Raw genomic sequence first — 24,558 nt, 5'->3', positions numbered from 1 at the left:
AAGGTTGTTGTCAGCGCACATCTTAGGCGCTTGCCGATGATACGGAGCATGACCGGGTTCGGATCCGCGGAAGGTGAGGTCGGCGGGGCGCTGGTTGCCGTCGAGGTGCGATCCGTCAATCACCGGTTCTTCAATCCTTCCATCAAGCTTCCGTCGGAATTCGGCAAGTGGGAAGGCGACGTACGCGACGCGCTGAGGCGCGGCGTGAGTCGAGGTCACGTCACGCTCATCGCGCGCATCGCACGCGAGCAAGCGGAAGGACGCATCGACGAGGCGCGGTTCGCGGCGTATGTCGAGCAGCTGCGGGGGCTGCAGCAGCGCTACGCCCTCGAGCCGACGCTCGACGTTGGAACGATTCTGCGTCTTCCAGACGTTCTGGGATCGCATGAGAACGGCGCGGAAGCCGCGGGCAGTGCGCAGGAGCTCGTTGACATTGTCTCACGTGCGGTGTCGGCGCTCGACGCGATGCGCGTAGCGGAGGGCGAGCGGCTCGCGGCCTACGTCCTGGAGCGACTGCGGCTCATCGAAGAGGCGGTGGACCGGATCGCAGCGCGGGCACCGACGCGGCTGGTGGAACAACGCGATCGTCTGCGGCAGGCGGTTCAGGAACTGGCAGGTGGAGTGACGCTGGATGACCAGCGACTCGCGCAAGAGATCGCGATTCTCGCCGATCGTTTGGACGTGAGCGAAGAGGTCTCACGCTTTCGCTCCCATAGTGACGCGTTCCGGGTAGCGCTGAAAAGCGCTCCGAGCGACGGGGTAGGTAAGCGGCTCGGCTTCCTGCTTCAGGAGTTGTTGCGAGAAGCGAACACGACCGGGAGCAAGGCGAACGACGCCGCGATGCTCCAGGACGTGCTCCTTATCAAGGAGGAGTTGGAGCGGATTCGGGAGCAGGTGGAGAATCTGGAGTGAATCCGTTCCCGATCATCCTTTCGTCGCCGTCCGGCGGCGGGAAGACGACGATCGCCCGGGAACTGCTCCAGAAGCGATCGGACCTCGGGTACTCGGTTTCGTGTACGACTCGTGCCCCAAGGGTCGGAGAAGTGGACGCGAGAGATTATTATTTCCTCTCCGATACGGACTTCGAGCGTCGGCGCGACCACGGCGAATTCGCCGAATCGGCGCAGGTGCACGACAATATGTACGGCACGTTGCGGTCGGAGATCGAGCGGGTTCTCGGGGCGGGGAAGCACGTGGTAATGGACATCGACGTTCAGGGAGCGCAGCAGTTAGTTCGAGCGTTTCCGCAAGCTGTGACGATTTTTGTCCTGCCACCGTCGGCGGAAGTATTGCTGGAGCGGTTGCGCCAGCGTCGAACGGAGTCGCCGGATCAGCTGGCGAGGCGATTGCAGTCGGCACTTCAGGAGCTCCAGGCAGTCGATCTGTACCAGTACGTGGTCGTCAACGACGACCTGTCCAAAGCAGTCGCGCGGGTGTCGTCGATCATCGATGCGGAAGTCTTACGACGCGAGCGCGTGTCAGGGTTGAGACATCAGGTCTCGGCCCTCGTGCAGCGTCTGGAACGTGAATTACGGAATTGAGCGTTTTTTTCATTTATTCAGCGAGAGTCATCAATGCGCGTTTTTACTCCCAGTGATCTCGTCGGGAAGGACAAGGCGGCGAACAAGTATCTCGGCGTGCTCATTGCCGCGAAGCACGCGCGCGTGCTCAACGAGTTCCCCCGCGATCGGTCGTCGACGCGCGAGAAGAAGCTGACCACGCGTTCGATGGAGGAGCTGGCGACGGGCAGCATCGTCTATCGCGTGGTGCCGCGCCGCCGCGCGGAGTAGCGCGTCACCCCGCCTTCGCCAATGCGGCCGTTCGACCGGCGTCGCGTCCTGCTTGGCGTCACCGGCGGCATCGCGAGCTACAAGTCGGCGTGGCTCGCGCGCTTGTTAGGCAAGGCTGGGGCCGAAGTGGACGTCGTGCTCACAGCCGGCGCCGCGGAGTTCATTGGCCGCGTCACGTTCGAGGCGCTCACCGGGCGCGCGGTGCACACCGGTCTCTTCGACGCCGGCCGCGCGCTCGATCACATCAAACTTGCCCGCGAGGCGCACGCGATCGTCGTTGCACCCGCGACCGCGGATTTCATCGCGCGCGCCGCGGCCGGTCAGGCAGGTGACTTGTTGTCCGCCGTACTGTTGGCGACCAAGGCGCCGGTGCTCATCGTTCCGGCGATGAACGATGCAATGTGGGCGCACCGGCAGACGGCAGAAAACGTCTCGCATCTGCGCGAATCTCTCGGCTATCGGATTCTCGAACCAGAAGAAGGAATGCTCGCCGCCGGTGAGGGAAGCGGTCCGGGACGGATGCCCGAGCCGGAGACGATCTTCGCACACGTCGGGCGGCTCCTCGAGACCGATTCATCGCTGCGCGATCGGCGCATTCTCGTTACGGCCGGCCCGACGCGCGAGGCGATCGATCCCGTGCGCTTCATCTCGAATCGCAGCAGCGGCAAGATGGGTGTCGCGATCGCGGCTGCGGCCTGGCGTCGAGGCGCCGATGTCACGCTGATCGCCGGTCCGATGAGCGTGAGCGCGCCCGTCGGCGTCGCCACACGTGAAGTAGAGACGACGGAGGAGATGGCGGAAGCGGTCGAGCAGGAGCTGCCGAAGGCAGAAGCACTGATCATGGCCGCGGCGCCCGCTGATTTTCGCGCGGAGCAACCGTCGCCGTCGAAGATCAAGAAGAAGTCGGCACCAAAATCGGTCGCGCTGACGCCGACACTGGATATTCTCGCGAGCACTCGTAAGGCACGCGCGAAGGACGCGGTGATCATTGGATTCGCGCTCGAGACGGATGACGTCGTCCGCGGCGCGCGAGAGAAGCTCGACGCAAAAGCGCTCGACCTCATTGTCGTCAACGACGCGCGCGAGCCCGGCGCGGGCTTCGAGGTCGACACGAACCGCGTGACGCTCATCGGTCGCGACGGAAAGGATGAAGTCCTTCCCCTTCTGTCGAAGGATGACGTCGCCGATGAGATCCTCGATCGGGTGGAGAAGCTCATTCGTGACCGATCCTAGAGAGCAGTTACGCCGATATCTGGAGCAGCGCCGCGAGCTCGGCGAGCGTGAGCTCGTGCTCGACGCTCTCAGCGTCGAGGAGGCACTCCGGATCGTGGGAGCCCGTCAGCCGGCAGCGAAGCAGGCTTTCGAGCCGAGCGACGTTAGGCAGCCGGAGAACTCTCCGCCCGACGACTGGCGCGCCGCGCTCCGCGCCGCGGGAGCCGAGCCAAACAAAAAAGGAGGGCGACCATCCGCAGATCGCGGCATTCCCGCCTCGACGCCCGAGGTCGGAGGCCAGCTCGCGCCAGCAGGAATTGTCGTGGGAACGACCTCGCGCGATCTATTCGGCTCGGGCGGTCCGAGTCTGGACACGGTCGATTCAATCGAGAAGGCGATTGCGACGTGTACCCGTTGTCCCCTCTATGCAACGGCGAAGAATCCCGTGCCCGGAGAAGGGAATCCCAACGCGGACTTCATGCTCGTTGGCGAAGCTCCAGGCGCGACCGAGGACGAAACCGGACGCCCGTTCGTTGGGCAGGCAGGTCAGCTGCTCGAGAAGATTTTGGCGGCCATCAAGTTTTCGCGTGAAGACGTCTTCATCGTCAACGTGCTCAAACATCGGCCGCCGGGAAACCGAAACCCGCGTCCCGAAGAGGTTTCCGCGTGTAGCCCTTATCTGGTACGTCAAATCGAGTTGATTCGACCGAAGGTGCTCGTCGCGCTCGGCACGTTCGCGGCGCAGACGCTGTTGGACACAAAACTTTCCATTGGCAAGCTGCGGGGACAGATTCATCGCTATTATGGGGTTCCCCTGATCGTCACGTATCACCCCGCCGCGCTTCTCAGAAATCCCGCTTGGAAGCGCCCCACCTGGGAAGATGTCCAGCTCGCCCGTCGAATACTCGATCGCGCCCTCAGCGGCGCGTGATCCCTATCGCGATCGTCGTCCCCCCTACTCCGAGGACGCGGAGCAGGCCGTCCTCTCCGCGATGCTCATGGACCAGGATGCGGTCCTGCGCGCCACGGAGACGGTCGACGACACGATGTTCTACGCGGAGCGTCATCGACGGATTTTCCGTGCGATGGTCGCGATTACGGAACGCGGCGGAGTCGTCGATCCACTGACGCTCTGCGAGGAACTGTCACGTCGCGGTGAGCTCGAGTCGTCAGGCGGCAAGGATTACGTCGGCTTTCTCGTCGACGTCGTGCCGACCGCGGCGAATATCGATTACCACGGGCAGATCGTTAAGGAAAAGGCCCTCCGCCGCCGATTGATCGAAGTCTCGACGGTCATCGTGCAGGAAGCTTACGAGAGCCAGCTCACGAGCTTCGAGCTGCTCGACGACGCGGAAGCAAAGATCTTCCAGGTCGCGCAGGCACGCGCACGCGAAGGCTTCACGCGCATCAAGGAGCTGCTGTGGCCGACGATGGAGCGGATCGAGGCGCTCCAGCACGGCGGTAACACGGTCACGGGTGTGGCCAGCGGTTTCAACGACCTCGACGACCTGACGTCGGGCTTCCAACCGGCCGATCTCGTCATCGTCGCCGCGCGTCCATCGATGGGAAAGACCGCGTTCTGCCTCAACGTCGCCCAGCACGCTGCGATCGTCGATCAGGTGCCGGTCGCCTTCTTCTCGCTGGAAATGAGCAAGGAATCGCTCGTTCAGCGAATGCTCACAGCAGAAGCGCGCATCGACGCGCAGCGTCTTCGCAAGGGAATGCTCCGTGACGATGATTTTCCGCGCCTCGCGCGCGCGGCGGGCATACTAAGTTCGGCACCGGTGTGGATCGACGACACGCCGGGCATCACCCTGCTCGAGATGCGATCAAAGGCACGCCGGCTCAAGGCGGAGTCGGGAGTGAAGATGGTCATCGTCGACTACTTGCAGCTCATGCAAGGACCTTCCAACTCGGAAAGCAGGCAGCAAGAAGTCAGCATGATCTCGCGCGGGCTCAAAGCGTTGGCGAAGGAATTGAGCGTTCCCGTAATTGCGCTGTCCCAGCTCTCGCGTGCGCCGGAGCAACGCACTGGCGAGCACAAGCGCCCGCAGCTATCGGATCTCCGCGAGTCTGGCGCGATCGAGCAGGACGCGGACCTGATCATGTTCCTGTACCGGCAGGAGATGTACGACGGTCCCGTGGACAGGGACGGTAACTCGCTCGAAGGGAAAGCCGAGGTGATCGTCGGCAAACAGCGCAACGGTCCAACGGGCGTCGTCAATCTACATTTCCATAAGCAGTACACGCGGTTTGAGAACTACTCCAAGCGGCCGCAGGATCAGTGAGGGGCTAGAGCCCAGGGGCTAGAGGCTAGAGGCTAGAGCCTAGAGCCTAGGGGCTAGAGCCTCGGGGCTAGAGCCTAGGGTCGGCACCTAGCCCCTATGTCCCTAGACCCTCGTCCGTCGCGCACCAAGACATGGCCAAGACAAAGACCGTCTACCGCTGCGCCGAATGCGGCGCCGAGTACTCGAAGTGGCAGGGGCGCTGCGATACGTGCGGTGAATGGAACACCCTCGTCGAAGAGATGGTCGCGCCCAAGGTCGCGGTGGCGAGTGGTGGGTCCGCGCGCCGGATCGGCGGCGCGCGCTCGTTAGGTGAGGGTGGAAGCGTCGCAACGACTCCTCGTTTGCGCGACGTCAGCGGCTCGGAGGCGAAACGCTGGAAAACGGGTCTCGACGAGTTCGATTTCGTCGTCGGTGGTGGCATCGTGCCCGGCTCGATGATCCTGATCGGCGGCGAGCCAGGCATCGGCAAGTCGACCCTGTTGCTTCAGGTCGCAGCCCAACTGCAGGGAAGCGGACATCGCGCGTTGTACGCCTCGGGCGAAGAGTCGCCGTTGCAGGTGAAGCTTCGCGCCGACCGATTGAGTAGCGACGCAGGGGATGTGGAACTCCTGAGCGAGACGAATCTCGAGACGATACTCGCGACCGCGAGTGCAGTATCGCCGTCGGCGCTGATCGTCGATTCGATTCAGACGATCTTCACCGCCGATCTCGAGGGCGCACCGGGCAACGTCGGGCAAGTTCGCGAGTGCGCCGCGCGGCTGATGCGCTTCGCAAAGGAGAGCGGGACGACGGTGTTCGTCGTCGGCCACGTCACCAAGGGCGGCGGTATCGCGGGACCGAAGACCCTCGAACACATCGTCGATACCGTGTTGTACTTCGAGGGCGAGAGCACATTGGATCACCGGGTGCTTCGCGCGACCAAGAATCGCTTCGGTTCCGTCGACGAGATCGGCGTGTTTCGCATGTCCGAAACCGGACTCGATCCCGTGCAGAATCCCTCGGAGCTCTTCCTTGGCGATCGCAATAGCCACGCGTCGGGCAGCGCGATCACCGCGCTGCTCGAGGGAACGCGCCCCGTCCTGATCGAAGTGCAGGCGCTCGCGGCGAAAGCAGGTTTCGGCACGCCGCAACGCGTCGCGACAGGTTACGATGGTCGTCGCCTTGCCCTCTTGCTCGCGGTGCTCGACAAGCGCACCGGTCTCTCGTTCGCCGCGCTCGATGTCTTCTTGAATGTGGTGGGCGGCGTTAGGCTCCAGGAGCCGGGCGGCGATCTCGCCGTCGCCACGGCGTTGGCTTCGAGTGTCTACGAGCGTCCCTTGCCGGCAGATGCCGTGTTCGTTGGTGAAGTGGGGCTGGGCGGTGAGGTACGGCCGGTTTCTCAGATCGAGCGACGCGTTGCCGAAGCAGCGAACATGGGCATGACGCGTGTGTATGTCGCCGAGCGCGGCGTGCCGAAGCGAGTCGCGGCGACACGCGAGACGCAGGTGATCGGCGTCCGCACCATCGCCGATCTATTTCAGCGCCTCTTCGCGTGAGCGGCGCCGGGGACGCCACGCATTCGCCCGAGTCCGCTCATCGCGACATCGGCGTCGTCATCGTCGCCGCGGGCGCAAGTACGCGAGCGGGGGCCGGAGAGCTCAAGCAGCTGCGCTGGGTCGCGGGCAAGCCGATGCTGCTCCACAGCCTTCAGACCTTTATGTCCAGACCCGACGTCGTGAGCGTCGTCTGCGTGTTACCGAATCGTTATGCAGGCGATCCGCCGCCATGGATCTTTCAGTGCGATATCAGCCGGCTGATGATCGCGCCCGGTGGCGAGACGCGCACGGCGTCGGTCGCGAACGGTCTCGACGATCTGCCTGACGAAGCGAGCATCGTGCTCGTTCACGATGCGGCGCGGCCTCTGGTGGACAATGCGACGATCGATCGCGTCGTCCATCACGTTCGGAGTGGCGAACCGGCGATTGCGGCGCTGCCCGTCACCGATACGATCAAGGAAGTCGACGCGTCTCATCGCATCACGCGCACCCTCGATCGCTCCTCGCTGTGGCGCGCCCAAACACCGCAGGGATTTCCGCGCGAGGTGATCGTGCGCGCGCATCGGGAGGCCGCGAAAGCCAAGCTTTCCACGACGGACGACGCCGCGCTCTGCGAGCGCCTCGGCATTCACGTCGCTGTCGTGCGCGGCAGCGAGCGCGCATTGAAAATCACCGAGGAGGAAGACTTCGCGCGGATCGAGGCGCTCGCGAGGTCGACCGAGTGACGGCGCTGCGCCGCGACGCGCTTGCCGTGCCATTCTGGTCGGCCGAAGAAGTCATGTCGGCGCTGCGTCTTGCGCTCGCGCACCTCGATATGCGTCGTGTGCTCGCGTATCCAACCGAGACGGTCTACGGCTTCGGGGGCGCCATCGATCGGGACTCGGTCGACGCGCTGGTCGAGATGAAGCGCCGTCCACCGGGAAAGCCGTTTCTTCTGCTCGTCGCTGGAAGCGATATGCTCGAGCGCCTCGATCTGGCACTCCCGAGTTATGCGGCGAACCTCGCCGCACGCCACTGGCCTGGGCCGTTGACACTTGTTGTTCCCGGCGGCGAGAAGCGGGTACCGGAAAGACTACGCGGTCCCGAAGGCGGCATCGCAGTCCGCTGGACCAGTCATCTTGGGATTTCGCGTCTGATCCGCGCCCACGGCGACGCGATCACTTCGACGAGCGCGAATCGCCCGGGGGTTCCGCCAGCTACTTCAGCGGGAGAAATTCTTACGCAGTGGGGCGATGCGATAGCGCGGGGACAGCTTCGCGTACTCGACGGCGGACGATTGACACCATCCCCGCCGTCTACGGTCGTGGATTGCACGGGTCGTCGAGCGCGAGTCATTCGTCCTGGAGCAATTCCGGCCGCGGTATTACGTGACAGTGTGCCCAACCTGATTGGAGACGCGTGATCGGATGAAGGTTTTGTTTGTCTGCACCGGCAACACGTGCCGCAGCCCGCTGGCGGAAGCGATCGCGCGCAAAATCAGTATCGAGCGCGGGCTCCAGGATGTCGAAGTGTCCAGCGCGGGAACGAGCGCGTGGGATGGGGCGCCGGCTTCCGATGGATCGCTGCTCGTCGGCATGGAGCGCAACATGGATCTGAGCAGCCATCGGGCGCAGTCTCTCAGCCGTGATTTGGTGACCAGCTCCGATCTCATTCTCGCGATGGGGCCGCATCACCTCGAGCGTATCGAAGCGCTTGGAGGGAGCGGCAAGTCGTACCTACTGTCCGACTTCGCGTCGTATGGTGCGTCGGTGCGACCGATCAGCGATCCGGTCGGCGCCGAGCTCGATGTCTATCGCGCGACGACCGACGAGCTGGAGGAGGAGATCCGGCGCGTAATGGATCGAATCATGGCGGAGCGCTCGTCGGGGACGACGTGATCAAGCGGCCGGGGCGGCTAGTCCTGCTCGGCCGTTCGCTCGGACATTCACTCTCGCCACTCTTTCAGAACGCCGCGCTCGAGCAGGCGAAGCTTCCGCTTCGCTATGAGACGCTCGACGTACCCGCCAGCGCGCTCGACGACACGCTGGAGGAGCTTGCCGCGCACGGCGCCGCGGGCAATGTCACCATCCCGTACAAGGAAAAGGTGTACGAGTCGTGTGACCGCCTCACGTCGGTCGCGCAGCAAGTCGGTGCAGTGAACACGTTCTGGTTCGAGCGCGGTGAACTTGTCGGCGACAATACCGACGTTGAGGGCTTCAATGCCGCAGTGCGCCAGCTGCTCGATCGCGAGCCGAGCCAACTCACCGTCGGCGTGCTGGGCGCCGGTGGCGCCGCGGCAGCGGTCGTCGCCGCCGTGTCGGCGTGGCCGCATAGTCGCACGCTCGTCAGCAACCGCACCGCGAGCCGGGCCGACGCGCTTTGTGCGCGATTTTCATCCGTGGCGACCGTGAGTGATCCAAAGAGATTGGCGAGCGAGAGCGATCTTGTCGTGAATGCGACCTCCGTTGGATTGCGCAATGACGAATTGCCGATCGATCCGGAAGCGCTCCGTGCCGACGCTGCCGTATTGGATCTCGTTTATCGTCGTGGCGAAACGGCGTGGGTCCGTGCTGCACGTGCTCGCGGACTTCGCGCGCGCGACGGTCTCGTAATGCTCATCGAGCAGGGTGCTGCCGCGTTCGAGCGGTGGTTTGGATTTCCGCCCGACCGGGACGCCATGTGGTCGGCGGTGCGCTAGGCGCCCTCGCGCATCGGCTCAGGTCGGCGCGCGCTGCCCTTTCGGCGCTCGCCGACTTCGTACTCCCGATTCATTGCGCCGGCTGCGGGCGAGCCGTCGATGCCGCCGAGCCAGGCATTATCTGCGGCAGATGTTGGGCGCGCCTTCGCCTCCTACCGCTGCCGCGCTGCTCGCGCTGCGGGCATCCAGCGAGCGGTCACGCTTGCCGCTGGTGTGCGAGCCTTCCGCCATACGTGAGGTCGGCCCGCAGCGTCTGCTGGGCGACGGTTGACACGGGACAGCGCATCGTCCACTCACTCAAATATGAGGGTTGGTCTCGCGTCGCCGAGGGCGCCGCTCAGCGAATGGCGCGACTCGACTGGCCCGTCGATGTGATCGAAGAGCGTGCTGCATTGTTGCCGGTGCCGCTTGCCGCTTCCAGACAGCGCCAGCGTGGTTACAATCAGAGTGAGTGTTTGGCGCGTGCGCTCGCGCCGCTGTGGAAGGTGCCGATGCGCTGCGACATGCTGGTGCGATCCCGCTCGACGCAAACGCAGACGCGCCTGACACCGGAGGAGCGAGTGCGGAACGTACATGGCGCGTTTTCGGCGACAGCAGCGGCGCGAACGACATTGCGCGGAGCGCACGTCGTCCTCGTCGACGATGTCGTGACGACCGCAGCGACACTCAACGCGTGCGCGGCCGTGCTCCACGAGGCCGGCGTTCGCATGATCAGTTACGTCACCTTTGGTCGGGCGCCGGCAATCGGCGATCGACTCTAACAGAACGAGGAGATCGGGATGGCCATTCGCGTCGGCATCAACGGCTTTGGCAGGATTGGACGTCAGGTTGTTCGCGCGGCGAAGCAATCAGGGAAGAGCGACCTCGAGTTCGTCGCCGTGAACGATCTCACCGACACGAAGACGCTTGCGCATCTATTCAAGTACGACTCCGTGCACCGCACGTACAAGGGCGATGTCGCGGCACGCGACGGCTCGATTGTCATCGATGGCGAACCGATCAAAGTGCTCGCCGAAAAGGATCCGGGGAAGCTGCCCTGGCGCGATTTGGGTATCGACATTGTCCTCGAATCAACGGGTCGGTTCACGAACGCGAGCGACGCAAGGAAGCACATCGACGGCGGCGCAAAGAAGGTGATTATTTCTGCGCCGGCGAAAGGAGAGGACATCACCATCGTGCTCGGCGTCAACGAGAAGAAGTACGACGCGGCAAAGCACGCGATCATCTCGAATGCATCGTGTACCACGAATTGTCTGGTACCCATGGTGAAAGTGATACGCGACGCGTTCGGCTTCGTGCGAGGGTCGATGGTCACGATCCACAGCTACACGAACGATCAGAATGTGCTCGATTTGCCACACAAGGATCTGCGCCGCGCGCGGGCGGCGGCGATGTCGATCATTCCGACAACGACGGGGGCGGCGAAAGCGACGTCGCTCGTGATCCCCGAGCTCAAAGGCAAGATCGACGGCATCGCGATTCGTGTTCCGACACCTGACGTCTCGTTGACGGATCTTGCGGTGGTCGTTGAAAAGCCGGTGACGGTGGACGCGATCAACGATGCGTTCCGTAGCGCGGCATCCGGTGCGCTCAAGGGCATTCTCGAGTACACCGAGGAGGAACTCGTCTCGTCCGATTTCATCGGCAACCCAGCGTCGTGCATCTTCGACGCGAAGAGCACGAATGTCGTGGATGGTACGTTGTTGAAGGTGTCGGGCTGGTACGACAACGAGTGGGGCTACTCGAGCCGATGCGTTGATCTGCTGCGCTTCGTTGGTCGTCAGTTAGGCGATTAATCGCTAGGGGCTAGGGCATAGGGGCTAGAATTGAAAGCCCCAACCTAGACCCTCGTCCCTGGCCCCATTCTACATGAATAAGAAAACCATTCGCGACTTACGCGATACGGATCTGCGCGGGAAGCGCGCTCTGGTTCGCGTGGATTTCAATGTGCCGCTCGACGAGCATGGTCGTGTCGGCGACGATACTCGCATTCGCGCCGCGCTCCCGACGATCAAGTATCTGCGCGATCGGGGCGCGCGCGTCATCCTGCTCTCTCACCTCGGCCGACCAAAAGGAAAACCCGAGGCGAAGTACTCGCTCGAGCCCGTCGCGCGTCGTCTCCAGGAGTTGATGCCTAACGAACAGGTGCAATTTGTGGAGAGCACGGACACGGACGAAGCGATGAAGGCGACGAAGAAGGGACCGCCCGTCGTGCTCCTCGAGAATACCCGATTTCTCGGCGGCGAAGAGACAAACGACGAGCGCCTATCGCGCGCGCTCGCGGAACTCGGCGACTTCTACGTGAACGACGCGTTCGGATCCGCGCACCGCGCACACGCGTCGACGGAAGGCGTTGCCCGTTGCCTCAAGCCCGCTGTTGCGGGTTTGCTCATGGAGCAGGAGCTCCAATATCTCGGCGCCGCCGTCGCCGATCCGAAGCGACCGTTCGTCGCGGTGCTCGGGGGCGCGAAGATTTCCGGAAAGATCGACGTCATCGAGAACCTGCTGCCGAAGGTTGATCGCTTGATCATCGGCGGGGCGATGGCTTGCACGTTCTTCAAGGCGATGGGTTTAGAGACTGGTAAATCGCTCGTCGAAGCCGATCGCGTCGACATGGCGAAGCAACTGCTCTCGCGCGGCGGCAAGAAGCTCGAGCTTCCGGTGGACGCCTGCGTGGCGCCCAAGCTCGACGACGGCGTACACGCGCACGCCGTTAACCGCGAGGCAATTCCGAGCGGCGAAGGGATGTTCGACATCGGCCCCGAGAGCGCGAAGGCCTTCGCGAAGATCATTGGTGACGCGAAGACCGTCGTCTGGAACGGCCCGATGGGAGTGTTCGAGAAGCCACCATTCGACGCCGGCACTCGCGCAGTCGCGCAAGCGATGGCCAGGGCGACGAAGAGCGGTGCGACAACTATCGTCGGTGGCGGCGACTCTGCCGCGGCCGTCGCCGAGCTCGGACTCGATAGTGCGATGAGTCACGTGTCCACAGGCGGTGGAGCATCGCTCGAGTTGCTCGAAGGCAAGACGCTGCCCGGCGTCGCTGCGCTCGACGATCGGCCAGGAGGAGGCAGTCGAGCCGCATGATGAAACGACCGCTCTTCTTCGCGAACTGGAAGATGAATCACGGGCCGACTGAGGCCCGTGCCTATATCGCGGCCTTTCTGCGCCTCTTCGCACCGCACGACGATCGCACCGTCGCGCTCTTCCCGCCGGCACTTTCGCTGACCACTGTCCGTGATGCACGCGCCGATCGCAGCGACATCCTGCTCGGCGTTCAGAACATCTGGACGCAGGAAAAAGGCGCGTTTACCGGCGAGAACTCGGCTCCGATGGCGCGCGACGCGGGCGCGCGACTGGCGCTCGTCGGCCACTCGGAGCGACGGCACATCTTCGCCGAGACGAACGTCGAAGCCGCTCGAAAGACCGTCGTCGCCGCGCGCTTCGGACTTACTCCCGTCCTCTGCATCGGCGAAACGCTCGATCAGCGGGAAATGGGTGACGCCGAGGCAATCGTCGTCGAGCAGCTGACGGTGGGAATGGACGAGCTCGCGGCGCAGACAGATCTCATCATCGCGTATGAGCCGGTCTGGGCGATCGGGACGGGGCGGAGCGCGACGCCGGCCGATGCCTCGGCGATGCATCGCGTCATTCGTCAGACGCTGCGGGAGAACCCGAAAGCCGACGCCGATCGGACACCGATTCTTTACGGCGGCAGCGTCAATCGTGGGAACGCGAAATCACTCTTGAGCGCTGATGGCGTCGATGGGCTGCTCGTCGGCAGCGCCTGTCTCGATCCGGAAGCTTGGGCTGAGATTTGTCGCACTTGACGGAAGCTGCTAAGTCCAGTGATATTTGAAGCTTACACCGCCCGCCTCACACTCGAGTCTCTCGCAAAATGCTGTACACTCTCCTGATGGTGCTCCTCATAATCGATAGTCTTGTTCTCATCCTTGCCATCCTGCTTCAGAGCGGCCAGGGTCAAGGCCTTGCTGCCACATTCGGCGGTGTGAGTAGCTCCGCAAGCTCGCTCTTTGGAACGCGTCAAACGGGCAATCTCCTCACGAAAGCTAGTTGGTGGTGCGGAGGGCTCTTTCTTTTCTTCGCATTTCTTCTCTCGCTCGCATCATCGCGGAGCCGCGCACCGCGGTCGGTGCTCGATCAGGCTTTTCCGAATGTCCCCGCGCCGACGGCGCCGGCGAATCCTGGAAATGCTGGGACTCAAGCTCCGGTCGTACCTCTGACGCCCGCGCCGCAGCCTTCACCAGCTACGCCGAACCAGGGCACGAAGGCACCGGCGAAAAAGCCATAACGAGTGAGCACTCAGTGACCCAACGGTCCGAAGTGCCAGGGTTCCTTCTCCTCGAGGACGGAACCCTTTTTCACGGCACGCTCTCCTCTCCTGCGCAGCCAACGGTCGCCGAGGTCGTCTTCACGACGAACATGAGCGGGTATCAGGAGGTCTTCACCGACCCCTCGTATCAAGGACAGATCGTCGTGATGACCGCACCGATGATCGGCAACTATGGGGTCAACGACGACGATCCAGAATCGGCGCAGCCCCAGATCGCCGGAGTCGTCATGCGCGAGCTCTCGAAGAACTACTCGAGCTGGCGGGCCGAGGGTGACCTCGGCGAGTGGCTGCGTGAGAGGCAGATCCCGATCATCGAGAACGTCGACACGCGGCGGTTGACGAAGCACCTGCGCAGCGCCGGGGTTATGCGCGGCGTGATTGGCGCTGGCGACTCACCTGACGTCGAGGCTATGGCAGCGCTCGATGCGTGCCCCTCGATGGAGGGACTGGACCTCGCCTCGCGCGTGTCGACTCGCCAGCGCTATGAGTGGGGCAACCCGCAATCGCGCTGGCACATCGTCGCCTACGACTATGGCATCAAGCGCAATATTCTGCGGCTATTCAGCGACCATGGATGTCGCGTGACAGTCGTTCCTGCAACGACGTCTGCAAAGGAAGCGCTGGAGCTCGATCCCGATGGCGTATTCCTCTCGAATGGGCCGGGAGATCCGGCGGCGGTGGAGTATGCTCCGGGCATTGTCCGAGAGATTGCATCGAAGGATGTACCGCTGTTCGGGATCTGCCTCGGGCACCAAATCATTGGTCTCACATACGGCGCCGGAACGGTGAAGATGCCGTATGGGCACCGCGGCGGCAATCATCCGGTACGCGACCTCGCTTCGGGTCGAGTGCTCATCACGTCGCAGAATCACGGTTTTGCGGTACAGGGGAGCGAGGCGGGAATCAAAGGCGTTTCGGAACTCGAAGTCACGCACGTCAACCTGAATGACGGCACGATCGAAGGGCTGCGGCATCGGGAGCTTCCAATCTTCGCCGTTCAATACCACCCCGAAGCTGCCCCCGGACCACATGACGCTCGTCCGCTCTTCAATCAATTTCTCGACGTGGTCAGAAAGCAGTCGGCGTGAAGTGGTACAAACTCTTGACACACAAGAGTTAACGGCGATAAGTTCGGCAAGCATCCGGTGCAGAACGGCGCGCTAACACGAGGCACATTTCATGACCAAAGCTGACCTGGTCGAGAGAGTCACTGAACAGATCTCCCGAACGGCGGGTCCGATGATTTCGAAGAAGGACTGCGCGCGCGTCGTCGATGCCTTTCTCGACGCCATCAAAGAGGCGCTGCAGAGCCAGAAGAACATCGAGGTTCGCGGCTTCGGCACGTTCAAGATCCGGCACCGGAAGACGCGCATGGCGCGCAATCCTCGCACCGGTTCGCCTGTCGAAGTTTCCGCGCGTCCCGTTCCCGTGTTCAAGCCATCGAAGGAGTTGCGCGCGATGGTCGCCGGCGTTGAGGAGAACGACATCGAGGACGAGGCAGAGGAAATAGCGCAGTGAGTTGTGCGACATCAATTTGAGCCCGGCACGCGCCGGGCTTTTTGTTTTGCTGCTTTCCCATTGTTTCGCGCCGGCGTAGGATGTAGAGGTTCTCCGTTATGACCATCACGGTTCTGCTTTTCGCTTCGTACGCCGACGCTGTCGGCCGATCAGAGATCGAGCTCGACGTCGAGACGGGCACGACGGTGCGACACGTCATAGATCGAGTGCGTGCAATGGGCGACGCCAAGAGGCTGCCTGCTGCACCAATGGTGGCAGTGAACGAGGAGTACGCAACACGTGATCACGAACTGCGCGAGGGCGACGAAGTGGCCTTGATTCCGCCAGTTGCAGGAGGCTGAGGTGTACTCGGCGATCATCGATACGGCCATCGACGTCTCGCAAATCCTGGAGCGCGTGAGCCGCAAGTCGAACGGCGCCGCTTTGCTGTTCCTCGGCACCGTGCGTGACGTGAATGACGGACGCGACGTGACAGGCATCGAGTACACGGCATATCGCTCGATGGCCGAGCGCGAGCTCGGACGGATCGTACAGGAAGCGGCCGCGCTCGCCGGGAGCAATGACATCGCCGTCGAGCATCGACTGGGCGAGGTGGCGCTCGGCGAATGCAGCGTGGCAATCGCCGTGGGGCATCCACACCGCGGACCTGCGTTCGACGCCGCGCGTTATGTCATCGAGGAGTTGAAGCGCCGCGTTCCCATCTGGAAGCGCGAGCAATACGTCGATGGAACGCGAGAGTGGGTGCGTGCCACGAGTGGCGACGCACAACTCGTCGATGCCGGAGAGGATCGGTGAGCGAGACACTTCGCGATCAGTTCGGCCGAAGCATCGAGTATCTCCGTATCTCGGTGACCGATCGCTGCAATTTCCGTTGCTTGTACTGCATGCCTGTCGAAGGGCTCACGTGGTTGCCCAAGGCCGACATTCTCAGCTACGAGGAGATCAATCAGGTCGTCGCGCAGCTCGCGCCGCTTGGCTTGCGGCGGCTGCGCATAACGGGTGGCGAGCCGACAATCCGGCCCGCATTGCCGCGCCTGATCGAGATGCTGCGCGGGATCCCGGAAGTCGAGGACATCGCACTGTCGACGAACGGCGTGCGACTGCCTGAGCTCGCGACGTCGCTTCGCACGGCCGGACTTGATCGCGTCAATATCAGCGCTGACAGCTTGCGGCCCGAGCGCATCGCGGCAATTGCGCGACGCGACCTCGGCTTCGATCCAATCGTCGCCGCGAGCGCCGCGGAAGCAGCCGGCATTGGACCAATCAAGCTGAACGTGGTCGTGATGCGCGGCGTGAACGACGATGAGATCATGGACTTCGCGCGTCTCACGCTCAATCATCCATGGCACGTGCGATTCATCGAGCTGATGCCGGTCGGGGGACTACGCGAGCTCACCGCCGAGCACATCGTGCCGAGTGAGGAAGTGCTCGAGCGCGCGTCGGTGCTCGGATCGCTCGAGCCAGGCGGTGGTCCGCCACGCGGCAACGGGCCCGCGGCATACTATCATTTCGTTGGTGCTCCTGGCTCCATTGGCGTGATCACACCGATGACACACACGTACTGCGGTTCGTGCAACCGTGTGCGACTCACTGCCGACGGGCGTTTGCGCACGTGTCTGTTCGGCGATCACGAAGTTGACCTCCGCACGCCTTTGCGCGCCGATGAGCCGCTCGAGTCGTACTTCCGTCGCGCGCTCGCGGAGAAGCCGAAGGAGCATGCGCTGCTGCAGTTGCGCGTGGGCGGGCTGCGAGCGCTGTCGCAGGTGGGTGGATAGGCGAGTCGCAACGAGCTACACCCTGCCCCGCGAACTGAATAGGTTTCGTCTCGCACGACCTATTCAACTCATCAACAAGCGATCGAAATGGTCAACAAGATTACGGTTGTCGGCGCCGGCAACGTGGGCGCGACGACCGCGCAACGTATCGCCGAGAAGGAGCTCGCCCGCACCGTCGTCATGGTCGACGTCGTCGAGGGCATTCCACAGGGGAAGGGACTGGATCAGTGGCAATCGGCGCCGATCGAGGGCTTCGACTCCCGCGTGATCGGTGCGAACGGGTACGACGAGACGAGCGGCTCGGAGGTGGTCGTCATTACCGCCGGCATCGCGCGAAAGCCCGGCATGTCGCGTGATGATTTGCTCAACACGAACGCCGGTATCGTCAAGGATGTCTCGCAGCAGATCAAGCGCAGTTCGCCAAATGCGATCGTCATCGTCGTCTCCAATCCGCTCGACGTCATGTGTTACGTCGCGAAGGCGGTGACGGGCTTCCCGCGTGAGCGCGTTATCGGCATGGCTGGCGTACTCGACACGGCACGGTATCGCGCGTTTCTCGCCGAAGCGCTCGACGTCTCGGTCCGCGACATCCAGGCAATGGTGCTCGGCGGCCACGGCGATACGATGGTGCCGTTGATCAGCTATACGACGGTAAGCGGCATACCCGTCACACAACTCATCGAACGTTCGCAGCTGGATGCGATTGTCGATCGCACGCGCAACGGCGGCGCGGAGATCGTGAAGTACCTCAAGACGGGCTCGGCGTACTACGCACCGTCGTCAGGCGCAGTGCAGATGGTCGAAGCGATCGTCAACGACCAGAAGCGCGTCCTCCCATGCGCAGCATGGCTCGAGGGCGAATATGGCATGAAGGGCCTCTTTCTGGGTGTTCCGTGCAAATTGGGCCGCCGCGGATTGGAGCGCGTTCTCGAAGTGCAGCTCACCGCCGAGGAGCGTGCCGCGCTCGCGAAGAGTGCCGATGCCGTTCGCGAGCCGATGAAAGCCGTGAAGCTTTAATCGGCTGGAACGGCGCTGCGATGTGGCTCGTTCAGTTTTATCGCTCGACGATCGGTAAGAAGATCATCATGGCCACGACGGGGCTGATCGGCATTGCCTTCGTCATCGGCCACATGGCGGGAAACCTCCAGACATTCATCGGACGCGACAAGCTCAACGCGTACGGCGCGCTGCTGCATGGTCCGCTGGGCGAGTTGCTGTGGATCGTTCGCGTCGTGTTGATCATCTGCGTCGTTCTGCACGTACTGATGGCGTGGCAGCTGACGCGGCGCGCGCACGCGGCGCGTCCGATTGGATATCAGAAGCGGGATCCACAGGTCTCGACCTGGGCGTCGCGAACGATGCGATGGGGCGGCGTGTTGCTGCTCCTGTTCATCGTGCTACACATCCTGCATTTCACGACTGGTCAGGTGGATCCGGCGCGTGCCTACGGCGGCGTGGATGCAGCCGGACATCGTGACGTCTACGGCAATCTCGTCGCGAGCTTTCGCATCTGGTGGGTGTCGGCGTTTTATCTGTTGGCGATGCTCTTTCTCGGCCTCCATCTCTATCATGGCGCGTGGAGCTCGGTGCGCACGTTAGGCTACGCGAAGTCGTCGCCGAACCCGTTGCACCGACGGATCGCGTTCGTCGTTGCCGCCATTGTGTGGTTCGGCTTCACGATCGTACCGCTCGGTGTGCTCGCCGGAGTCATTCACTAAGACACGCTAAATATGGAGCTGCGCGCACGCATCCCGTCGGGACCGCTGGAACGCAAGTGGGAGAAACACTGCTTCGACATGAAGCTGGTGAATCCCGCGAACAAGCGCCGCCACACGGTCATCGTCGTCGGCACTGGTTTGGCCGGCGGCGCCGCGGCCGCGTCGCTCAGTGAGCTGGGTTATCGCGTCAAGGCCTTCTGTTTCCAGGATTCGCCTCGCCGAGCTCACAGCATTGCCGCGCAGGGCGGTATCAACGCTGCGAAGAACTACCAGAACGACGGCGACAGCGTTTACCGCCTCTTCTACGATACGATCAAGGGTGGCGACTTCCGCTCGCGCGAGGCGAACGTCTATCGGCTAGCCGAACTGAGCGTTCGCATAATCGACCAGTGCGTCGCGCAGGGCGTCCCCTTCGCACGCGAGTACGGCGGGTTGCTCGCCAATCGATCCTTTGGCGGCGCGCAGGTTTCGCGGACGTTTTACGCGCGAGGGCAGACCGGCCAGCAACTGTTGCTCGGTTGCTACCAGGCGCTCGAGAAGGAAATCGCGAAGGGCAACGTGACCATGCATCCGCGCACTGAGATGCTCGATGTCATCGTCGTGAATGGCAAGGCGCGCGGGATCGTGACGCGGAACATGGTGACGGGCGCGATCGAGGCCCATCTCGCTGACGCCGTGATCCTCGGGACGGGCGGCTACGGCAACGTCTTCTATCTGTCGACGAACGCGAAGGGATCGAATGCGACAGCGATCTGGCGTGCGTATCGCCGCGGCGCAGCCTTCGCCAATCCGTGCTACACGCAGATCCACCCCACGTGCATCCCCGTTGCCGGAGACTATCAGTCGAAGCTCACCCTGATGAGCGAGTCGCTCCGCAACGATGGTCGCGTCTGGGTACCGAAGCGAAGCGGGGACAACCGCGCACCCAACGAGATAGCGGAGGGCGACCGGGACTATTACCTCGAGCGCAAATACCCGAGCTTCGGCAATCTGTCGCCCCGTGATATCGCCTCACGCGCCGCGAAGGAAGTCTGCGACGAGGGACGCGGGGTCGGGCCCGGCGGCCGCGGGGTCTATCTCGACTTCGGCGACGCGATCAAGCGGCTCGGCGCCGACCGCATCGCGGAGCGCTACGGTAATCTGTTCGAGATGTACGAACGTATCACGGACGAGAATCCGTATCGCGTCCCGATGCGCATCTATCCCGCGGTCCACTACACCATGGGCGGACTGTGGGTCGATTACAACTTGATGTCCACGATCCCCGGCCTCCACGTCATCGGGGAAGCAAACTTCTCCGATCACGGCGCGAATCGTCTCGGCGCCAGCGCACTGATGCAAGGATTAGCGGATGGCTACTTCGTCATTCCGCTCACGATCGGCGATTATCTCGCGTCGTCGCGACCCGAGGCGATTGCGGACGATCATCCGGACGTGCGGGCGACGATTGAGTCGGTGCGGGAGCGGACGAATCGCCTAACGTCGATCCGTGGAGCGCGCTCGGCGACGTCGTTCCACCGCGAGCTGGGAAAGATCGTGTGGGAGTATTGCGGCATGGCACGTAGCGCGGAGGGACTCAAGAAGGCGCTGCAGCTCATTCCGGCGCTGCGGGAAGAGTTCTGGAGCGATCTGCTTGTCCCCGGTACTGGCCAGGAGCTCAATCAAGAGCTCGAGCGTGCCGGTCGCGTCGCCGACTTTCTCGAGCTCGCGGAGCTGATGTGCATCGACGCGCTGCAACGCGAGGAGTCATGCGGCGCGCACTTTCGCATCGAGCATCAGACTCCGGACGGCGAAGCGCTGCGTCACGATGACAAATTCGCTTACGTCGCCGCGTGGGAATTTGCAGGGGAGAACAGACCGCCAATCCTGCACAAGGAGCCGCTATTGTTCGAGAACGTGGCGTTGGCAACGCGAAGTTACCGGTAGTGATTGGTGAGAGGAGCAGGAGCGAGCGCAACGCGCGAGCGACTCCATATAGCTAAGCGGCGAGCGAAGCAAGCCTTAATGAATCTTGAACTGCACGTTTGGCGACAGGCGACGGCCGACGCGAAGGGCTCTTTTGTCACGTACCAGGCGAGTGACATCCGTCCCGACATGTCGTTCCTCGAGATGCTCGATGTCGTGAACGAGGGGCTCGTGGCGAGTGGGAAGGAGCCGATCGCGTTCGATCATGATTGTCGCGAGGGCATTTGTGGCTCGTGTGGCATGGTGATCAACGGCGTGGCGCACGGGCCGATGAAAGCGACGGCGACCTGTCAGCTGCATATGCGCCACTTCAACGACCGCGACGTCGTCTGGATCGAGCCTTGGCGCGCACGAGCGTTTCCCGTCGTGAAGGATCTGGTCGTGAACCGCGGCGCGCTCGATCGCATCGTTGCGGCCGGCGGTTTCATCAGTGTGAATACGGGAAGCGCGCCCGAAGCCAACTCCCTGCCGGTCGCGAAGCAGGATGCCAACGACGCAATGGACGCCGCCGCGTGCATCGGCTGCGGCGCGTGCGTCGCGGCATGTCCGAACGGATCGGCCTCACTCTTCACGGCGGCCAAGATCTCGCACCTTGGGCTCTTGCCACATGGTCAGCCGGAGCGAAATCGACGTGCGCTGAGGATGGTTGCCCAAATGGACGTCGAAGGATTCGGACATTGCACGCTCTTTGGCGAATGCCAGGAGGCCTGCCCGAAGGAGATCAGCATCGACACCATCGCGCGAATGAATCGGGATTATCTCCGTGCCAGCGTTATGCACCGCGCTGAAAAGGCAGCGGCCGGTATGGGCTAATTGGCCCGCGAGGTGCAAGCGCAAGCGCCCAGGCGAGTGAGGTAGTCGTGACCGAGCACTCTCGAGACAAATCCGAACCCAGCGCGCTCAATAACGACCCCGAGGCTCAGCTCGGCGGCGCCGACTCGGTCGAGAAGACGACATACGTCGTCGGGAAAGGCACCGATCCTTCCGCGCGGAGCGGCGGTCCATCGGCGACAGTGCCGAGCCGCGGCGCGCCATTCGTGGTTGCGGTCGTGCTCGTCGCGCTGATGCTGCTCGTTGCGCTCGCGTACCTTCTGGGGGTCGTTCGCTGAGTCTCGGGCCGCGGCGCGGGCGGCCGGAAAAAACGTTAGAGTTATCTCATCCACGCCGCATCCGTCAACCTCCCGCACCCGTCACAACTTCGGCAGCGTCACCCCTTGCTGCCCCTGGTATTTGCCTTTCTTGTCCTTGTACGACACGGCGGGCTCTTCGTCGCCGCGGAAGAAGAGCACCTGCGCGATGCCCTCGTTCGCGTAGATCTTCGCCGGGAGCGGAGTCGTGTTCGAGATCTCGAGCGTGACGTAGCCTTCCCACTCGGGCTCGAACGGCGTGACGTTGGTGATGATGCCACAACGCGCGTAGGTCGACTTGCCAACCGTGACCGTGAGCACGTTCCGCGGGATGCGGAAATACTCCACCGAGCGAGCAAGCGCGAAGGAATTGGGCGGCACGATGCACACGTCCCCCTCGAACTCGACGAACGATTTGGGATCGAACGCCTTCGGATCGACGATCGAGTTGAGCACGTTCGTGAAGATCCGGAACTCGCGCGCGACGCGCATGTCGTAGCCGTAGGAGCTCACGCCATACGAGATGACTCCGGCGCGAACCTGACTCTGCTCGAAGGGCTCGATCATGCGCGCCTCGGCGGCCATGCGCGTGATCCAGCGGTCAGACATGAGAGACATATGTGTTGAGCGCGGAGCGGAGAGCGTTGAGCGCAGCGCGTTGCGCGTCGAGCGCGAGCGTGCGGAGGAGGGGTTGGCGGAAGGTAGGCGGAGACGGCTCCGGTACCAAGGCATGGCACGACATTTCCCCGCGGTCGCCTGCCTTCTGCGCTGCACGCTTCACGCTCTGTGCTCATCGCTCCGCGCCGTTGACACTGCGTCTCGGGCTCAGATAACTTTCGGCACTTAGTGAAAGTTTTCACGAAGTCGGGAGATTATGGAACGCGCGTACGTGCCGGTTCTGCTGCTTCTCGGATTCGTGGTAGTCAATGCCATTTTGATGTTGGGCGTGTCCGCGCTGACATTGCGCGCGCGACCGACGCCCGTGAAGCAGACGGCGTACGAGTCCGGCATTCCGCCGCTCGGCGATGCGCGTGAGCGCTTCTCCGTGAAATTCTATATGGTGGCGGTGTTGTTCATCATCTTCGACATCGAGACCGTCTTCATGATTCCCTGGGGCGCGTACTTCTGGCAGCTCTCGTGCGCGCGTCCGCTCGCGGTCGGTGGGACCTGTCCGCGAGGAGAGGTCTCGTTGTTCGGTTTCACCGAGATGGTGGTGTTCATCGTGATCTTGCTCGTCGGGTTCATCTACGTGTGGAAGAAGGGAGCGCTGCAATGGGATTGAGCCCGCGACCAGACCTCAGCTCGACCAAGGTCGTCGGCGGTGGCGAGCCGTGGATGACCACGCGACTCGATTTCCTCGTGAACTGGGCACGCGCGAATTCGCTGTGGCCAATGCCTTTCGGCACCGCGTGTTGTGCGATCGAATTCATGGCGACGGCGGCGAGTCGTTACGATCTTGCGCGCTTCGGCATGGAGCGTCAGAGCTTCTCGCCTCGTCAGGCAGACGTGCTGATCTGCGCGGGGCGCGTGCCGTTCAAGCTCGCGCCAGTGTTACGGCGCATCTGGCAACAGATGCCGCAGCCCAAGTGGTCAATCTCGATGGGCGCGTGCGCATCGAGCGGCGGCATGTTCGACAACTATGCCGTGGTGCAGGGCATCGACACGATCATCCCGGTCGACGTGTACGTGCCGGGCTGCCCGCCACGACCGGAAGGATTGCTGTACGGCATCCTGCTCCTGCAGAAAAAGGTCATGAATGAGCGCGCGAAGGATAAATCATTGCGCAATGAGATGGAGCCGGATCCGCGCAGCCAACTCTACATCCCGGCGTCGGTGATCGACGAGGTGTCCGAGCCGTTCGGGAACTCGGTGCACCAAACGCGCTCCGGCCTGTGAACAAGAGCTTCACTCCGGTGGTCGCGGGGAACGCGTTGCCAAGCGACGCACCAGCACCGGCGACGCCAAAGGCAATCGCGCAACGCGGCGCCGCGCCGAATCCAAGTGTCGAGGCATTGAAGCAGCGCTTCGGCGCGGCGGTGCAGCGCGTCGATGTCATCTGGGGCGAGACCACTGTCGTCGTCGCCGGCGGGCAATTGCTCGACATCGTCCGGTGGCTGCACGACGATCCCGGACAGCGCTACGACTACCTGTCAGATGTCACGGCGGTCGAGTATCGCGATCTCGAGGAGCCGATCGACGTCGTTTGGCATTTGCGTTCGCTTCCGTATCGCCGCTTTCTCCGGCTCAAGGTGAAGATCGCGAAGGGCGCCGCGCTCGAAGTGCCGAGCGTGTGGAGCGTGTATCGCGGTGCCGATTGGCTCGAGCGTGAATGCTACGACATGTTCGGGATCCGCTTCACGGGCCATCCGGATCTCCGGCGACTGTTGATGTGGGAGCAGTACAAGGAGGGGTTTCCGCTGCGGAAGGACTTTCCGCTGCGCGGGCGATTCAGTCGCTCGGAACAATTGCGGCAGGCGTTGGCCGCGAATCCGGAGGCGCGCTACTCGAAGGAGGAGTTGACGATCGCGCAAGCGTTCGAGGATCTACCTGACGACATGCGGCGCCGTCTGAGCACGGGCGAGAAGACGGGAGAGTAGAC

Annotated in this window: 30 protein-coding genes; 29 read left to right on the top strand and 1 reads right to left on the bottom strand. The window is 63.0% G+C overall.

The window, feature by feature from the left end; all coding sequences use genetic code 11:
* The first annotated feature begins 48 nt into the window (after positions 1-48).
* From VGH98_09970 to VGH98_09845, 26 genes are all read left to right on the top strand, one after another.
* Complete coding sequence (locus VGH98_09970) at positions 49-912, top strand: YicC/YloC family endoribonuclease (GenBank protein ID HEY2376287.1); 864 nt, start codon at positions 49-51, stop codon at positions 910-912.
* Positions 909-1,541 carry a guanylate kinase gene (gmk, locus tag VGH98_09965; protein ID HEY2376286.1) on the top strand — a complete coding sequence of 211 codons (633 nt, stop codon included), beginning with the start codon at positions 909-911 and terminating at the stop codon, positions 1,539-1,541. Before VGH98_09970 ends, gmk begins: the two co-directional genes overlap by 4 nt.
* Positions 1,542-1,574: 33 nt before the next feature.
* Positions 1,575-1,790, top strand: a complete 216-nt coding sequence (locus VGH98_09960; protein HEY2376285.1) for a DNA-directed RNA polymerase subunit omega — start codon at positions 1,575-1,577, stop codon at positions 1,788-1,790.
* 21 nt (positions 1,791-1,811) lie between these two features.
* The gene (gene coaBC / locus VGH98_09955; GenBank protein ID HEY2376284.1) at positions 1,812-3,023 is read left to right on the top strand and encodes a bifunctional phosphopantothenoylcysteine decarboxylase/phosphopantothenate--cysteine ligase CoaBC; all 1,212 of its coding nucleotides are present in this window, start codon (positions 1,812-1,814) and stop codon (positions 3,021-3,023) included.
* Positions 3,010-3,933, top strand: coding sequence for a uracil-DNA glycosylase (locus VGH98_09950; protein ID HEY2376283.1), 924 nt, complete (start codon positions 3,010-3,012; stop codon positions 3,931-3,933). The genes coaBC and VGH98_09950 overlap by 14 nt, the downstream gene beginning before the upstream one ends.
* On the top strand, positions 3,884-5,290 hold the full coding sequence (gene dnaB / locus VGH98_09945) for a replicative DNA helicase (protein HEY2376282.1): 1,407 nt from the start codon (positions 3,884-3,886) through the stop codon (positions 5,288-5,290). Before VGH98_09950 ends, dnaB begins: the two co-directional genes overlap by 50 nt.
* A 131-nt stretch (positions 5,291-5,421) precedes the next feature.
* Positions 5,422-6,825, top strand: coding sequence for a DNA repair protein RadA (gene radA / locus VGH98_09940; protein ID HEY2376281.1), 1,404 nt, complete (start codon positions 5,422-5,424; stop codon positions 6,823-6,825).
* Entirely contained in the window at positions 6,822-7,550 is a 729-nt protein-coding gene (gene ispD / locus VGH98_09935; protein ID HEY2376280.1) for a 2-C-methyl-D-erythritol 4-phosphate cytidylyltransferase, read from the top strand. The genes radA and ispD overlap by 4 nt, the downstream gene beginning before the upstream one ends.
* A complete protein-coding gene (locus tag VGH98_09930; protein ID HEY2376279.1) occupies positions 7,547-8,227 on the top strand; it encodes an L-threonylcarbamoyladenylate synthase in 681 nt (226 codons plus the stop codon). Before ispD ends, VGH98_09930 begins: the two co-directional genes overlap by 4 nt.
* A gap of 4 nt (positions 8,228-8,231) precedes the next feature.
* Positions 8,232-8,702 carry a low molecular weight protein arginine phosphatase gene (locus VGH98_09925; GenBank protein ID HEY2376278.1) on the top strand — a complete coding sequence of 157 codons (471 nt, stop codon included), beginning with the start codon at positions 8,232-8,234 and terminating at the stop codon, positions 8,700-8,702.
* Positions 8,699-9,502, top strand: coding sequence for a shikimate dehydrogenase (gene aroE / locus VGH98_09920; protein ID HEY2376277.1), 804 nt, complete (start codon positions 8,699-8,701; stop codon positions 9,500-9,502). Before VGH98_09925 ends, aroE begins: the two co-directional genes overlap by 4 nt.
* Before the next feature lie 233 nt (positions 9,503-9,735).
* The gene (locus VGH98_09915; protein HEY2376276.1) at positions 9,736-10,263 is read left to right on the top strand and encodes a phosphoribosyltransferase family protein; all 528 of its coding nucleotides are present in this window, start codon (positions 9,736-9,738) and stop codon (positions 10,261-10,263) included.
* Between the two features lie 18 nt (positions 10,264-10,281).
* The gene (gap, locus tag VGH98_09910) at positions 10,282-11,298 is read left to right on the top strand and encodes a type I glyceraldehyde-3-phosphate dehydrogenase (GenBank protein ID HEY2376275.1); all 1,017 of its coding nucleotides are present in this window, start codon (positions 10,282-10,284) and stop codon (positions 11,296-11,298) included.
* 73 nt (positions 11,299-11,371) lie between these two features.
* Entirely contained in the window at positions 11,372-12,589 is a 1,218-nt protein-coding gene (locus VGH98_09905; GenBank protein ID HEY2376274.1) for a phosphoglycerate kinase, read from the top strand.
* The gene (tpiA, locus tag VGH98_09900) at positions 12,586-13,332 is read left to right on the top strand and encodes a triose-phosphate isomerase (GenBank protein HEY2376273.1); all 747 of its coding nucleotides are present in this window, start codon (positions 12,586-12,588) and stop codon (positions 13,330-13,332) included. The genes VGH98_09905 and tpiA overlap by 4 nt, the downstream gene beginning before the upstream one ends.
* A 68-nt stretch (positions 13,333-13,400) precedes the next feature.
* Positions 13,401-13,814: a preprotein translocase subunit SecG gene (secG, locus tag VGH98_09895; protein ID HEY2376272.1), complete on the top strand. Its 414-nt coding sequence runs from the start codon at positions 13,401-13,403 to the stop codon at positions 13,812-13,814.
* 14 nt (positions 13,815-13,828) lie between these two features.
* The gene (gene carA / locus VGH98_09890; GenBank protein ID HEY2376271.1) at positions 13,829-14,944 is read left to right on the top strand and encodes a glutamine-hydrolyzing carbamoyl-phosphate synthase small subunit; all 1,116 of its coding nucleotides are present in this window, start codon (positions 13,829-13,831) and stop codon (positions 14,942-14,944) included.
* A gap of 91 nt (positions 14,945-15,035) precedes the next feature.
* Positions 15,036-15,374, top strand: coding sequence for an HU family DNA-binding protein (locus VGH98_09885; GenBank protein HEY2376270.1), 339 nt, complete (start codon positions 15,036-15,038; stop codon positions 15,372-15,374).
* A gap of 98 nt (positions 15,375-15,472) precedes the next feature.
* Entirely contained in the window at positions 15,473-15,715 is a 243-nt protein-coding gene (gene moaD, locus VGH98_09880; protein ID HEY2376269.1) for a molybdopterin converting factor subunit 1, read from the top strand.
* A 1-nt stretch (position 15,716) separates the two neighbouring features.
* Positions 15,717-16,169, top strand: coding sequence for a molybdenum cofactor biosynthesis protein MoaE (locus VGH98_09875; protein ID HEY2376268.1), 453 nt, complete (start codon positions 15,717-15,719; stop codon positions 16,167-16,169).
* Positions 16,166-17,149 (top strand): GTP 3',8-cyclase MoaA, encoded by a 984-nt coding sequence (moaA, locus tag VGH98_09870; GenBank protein HEY2376267.1) that lies wholly within the window; start codon positions 16,166-16,168, stop codon positions 17,147-17,149. The genes VGH98_09875 and moaA overlap by 4 nt, the downstream gene beginning before the upstream one ends.
* 87 nt (positions 17,150-17,236) lie before the next feature.
* A complete protein-coding gene (gene mdh, locus VGH98_09865) occupies positions 17,237-18,166 on the top strand; it encodes a malate dehydrogenase (GenBank protein HEY2376266.1) in 930 nt (309 codons plus the stop codon).
* 20 nt (positions 18,167-18,186) lie between these two features.
* The gene (locus VGH98_09860) at positions 18,187-18,867 is read left to right on the top strand and encodes a succinate dehydrogenase cytochrome b subunit (protein ID HEY2376265.1); all 681 of its coding nucleotides are present in this window, start codon (positions 18,187-18,189) and stop codon (positions 18,865-18,867) included.
* A 12-nt stretch (positions 18,868-18,879) separates the two neighbouring features.
* On the top strand, positions 18,880-20,793 hold the full coding sequence (locus VGH98_09855; GenBank protein ID HEY2376264.1) for a fumarate reductase/succinate dehydrogenase flavoprotein subunit: 1,914 nt from the start codon (positions 18,880-18,882) through the stop codon (positions 20,791-20,793).
* Positions 20,794-20,871: 78 nt separating this feature from the next.
* Entirely contained in the window at positions 20,872-21,645 is a 774-nt protein-coding gene (locus VGH98_09850; GenBank protein HEY2376263.1) for a succinate dehydrogenase/fumarate reductase iron-sulfur subunit, read from the top strand.
* Positions 21,646-21,692: 47 nt separating this feature from the next.
* The gene (locus VGH98_09845) at positions 21,693-21,941 is read left to right on the top strand and encodes a hypothetical protein (protein HEY2376262.1); all 249 of its coding nucleotides are present in this window, start codon (positions 21,693-21,695) and stop codon (positions 21,939-21,941) included.
* A gap of 81 nt (positions 21,942-22,022) precedes the next feature.
* Here VGH98_09845 and dcd read toward each other — a convergent pair whose 3' ends face one another.
* Positions 22,023-22,577, bottom strand: a complete 555-nt coding sequence (dcd, locus tag VGH98_09840) for a dCTP deaminase (GenBank protein HEY2376261.1) — start codon at positions 22,575-22,577, stop codon at positions 22,023-22,025.
* 256 nt (positions 22,578-22,833) lie between these two features.
* Between dcd and VGH98_09835 the strand changes: the two genes are divergently transcribed.
* Genes VGH98_09835 through VGH98_09825 form a run of 3 tightly spaced genes read left to right on the top strand, consistent with a single transcriptional unit; the run spans position 22,834 to position 24,556 of the window.
* A complete protein-coding gene (locus tag VGH98_09835) occupies positions 22,834-23,241 on the top strand; it encodes an NADH-quinone oxidoreductase subunit A (GenBank protein ID HEY2376260.1) in 408 nt (135 codons plus the stop codon).
* The gene (gene nuoB, locus VGH98_09830; protein HEY2376259.1) at positions 23,232-23,855 is read left to right on the top strand and encodes an NADH-quinone oxidoreductase subunit NuoB; all 624 of its coding nucleotides are present in this window, start codon (positions 23,232-23,234) and stop codon (positions 23,853-23,855) included. The genes VGH98_09835 and nuoB overlap by 10 nt, the downstream gene beginning before the upstream one ends.
* Complete coding sequence (locus VGH98_09825) at positions 23,852-24,556, top strand: NADH-quinone oxidoreductase subunit C (protein HEY2376258.1); 705 nt, start codon at positions 23,852-23,854, stop codon at positions 24,554-24,556. The genes nuoB and VGH98_09825 overlap by 4 nt, the downstream gene beginning before the upstream one ends.
* Positions 24,557-24,558 lie beyond the last annotated feature (2 nt).

This window comes from Gemmatimonadaceae bacterium (assembly GCA_036496605.1).
GTDB lineage: Bacteria > Gemmatimonadota > Gemmatimonadetes > Gemmatimonadales > Gemmatimonadaceae > AG2.
Note: the sequence above shows the minus strand (reverse complement) of the source record. Positions and strands in the feature narration are given on the sequence as shown.

What these genes read in the sequence shown, in the direction of transcription:
- VGH98_09860 (HEY2376265.1), top strand. Translation starts at nt 18,187, where the DNA reads ATGTGGCTCGTTCAGTTTTATCGCTCGACGATCGGTAAGAAGATCATC.
- secG (HEY2376272.1), top strand. Translation starts at nt 13,401, where the DNA reads ATGCTGTACACTCTCCTGATGGTGCTCCTCATAATCGATAGTCTTGTT.
- VGH98_09850 (HEY2376263.1), top strand. Translation starts at nt 20,872, where the DNA reads ATGAATCTTGAACTGCACGTTTGGCGACAGGCGACGGCCGACGCGAAG.
- dcd (HEY2376261.1), bottom strand. Translation starts at nt 22,577, where the DNA reads ATGTCTCTCATGTCTGACCGCTGGATCACGCGCATGGCCGCCGAGGCG.
- dnaB (HEY2376282.1), top strand. Translation starts at nt 3,884, where the DNA reads ATGTCCAGCTCGCCCGTCGAATACTCGATCGCGCCCTCAGCGGCGCGT.
- VGH98_09885 (HEY2376270.1), top strand. Translation starts at nt 15,036, where the DNA reads ATGACCAAAGCTGACCTGGTCGAGAGAGTCACTGAACAGATCTCCCGA.
- nuoB (HEY2376259.1), top strand. Translation starts at nt 23,232, where the DNA reads ATGGGATTGAGCCCGCGACCAGACCTCAGCTCGACCAAGGTCGTCGGC.
- coaBC (HEY2376284.1), top strand. Translation starts at nt 1,812, where the DNA reads ATGCGGCCGTTCGACCGGCGTCGCGTCCTGCTTGGCGTCACCGGCGGC.
- VGH98_09960 (HEY2376285.1), top strand. Translation starts at nt 1,575, where the DNA reads ATGCGCGTTTTTACTCCCAGTGATCTCGTCGGGAAGGACAAGGCGGCG.
- radA (HEY2376281.1), top strand. Translation starts at nt 5,422, where the DNA reads ATGGCCAAGACAAAGACCGTCTACCGCTGCGCCGAATGCGGCGCCGAG.
- VGH98_09970 (HEY2376287.1), top strand. Translation starts at nt 49, where the DNA reads ATGACCGGGTTCGGATCCGCGGAAGGTGAGGTCGGCGGGGCGCTGGTT.
- moaD (HEY2376269.1), top strand. Translation starts at nt 15,473, where the DNA reads ATGACCATCACGGTTCTGCTTTTCGCTTCGTACGCCGACGCTGTCGGC.
- VGH98_09855 (HEY2376264.1), top strand. Translation starts at nt 18,880, where the DNA reads ATGGAGCTGCGCGCACGCATCCCGTCGGGACCGCTGGAACGCAAGTGG.
- mdh (HEY2376266.1), top strand. Translation starts at nt 17,237, where the DNA reads ATGGTCAACAAGATTACGGTTGTCGGCGCCGGCAACGTGGGCGCGACG.
- tpiA (HEY2376273.1), top strand. Translation starts at nt 12,586, where the DNA reads ATGATGAAACGACCGCTCTTCTTCGCGAACTGGAAGATGAATCACGGG.
- gap (HEY2376275.1), top strand. Translation starts at nt 10,282, where the DNA reads ATGGCCATTCGCGTCGGCATCAACGGCTTTGGCAGGATTGGACGTCAG.
- VGH98_09835 (HEY2376260.1), top strand. Translation starts at nt 22,834, where the DNA reads ATGGAACGCGCGTACGTGCCGGTTCTGCTGCTTCTCGGATTCGTGGTA.
- VGH98_09905 (HEY2376274.1), top strand. Translation starts at nt 11,372, where the DNA reads ATGAATAAGAAAACCATTCGCGACTTACGCGATACGGATCTGCGCGGG.
- VGH98_09925 (HEY2376278.1), top strand. Translation starts at nt 8,232, where the DNA reads ATGAAGGTTTTGTTTGTCTGCACCGGCAACACGTGCCGCAGCCCGCTG.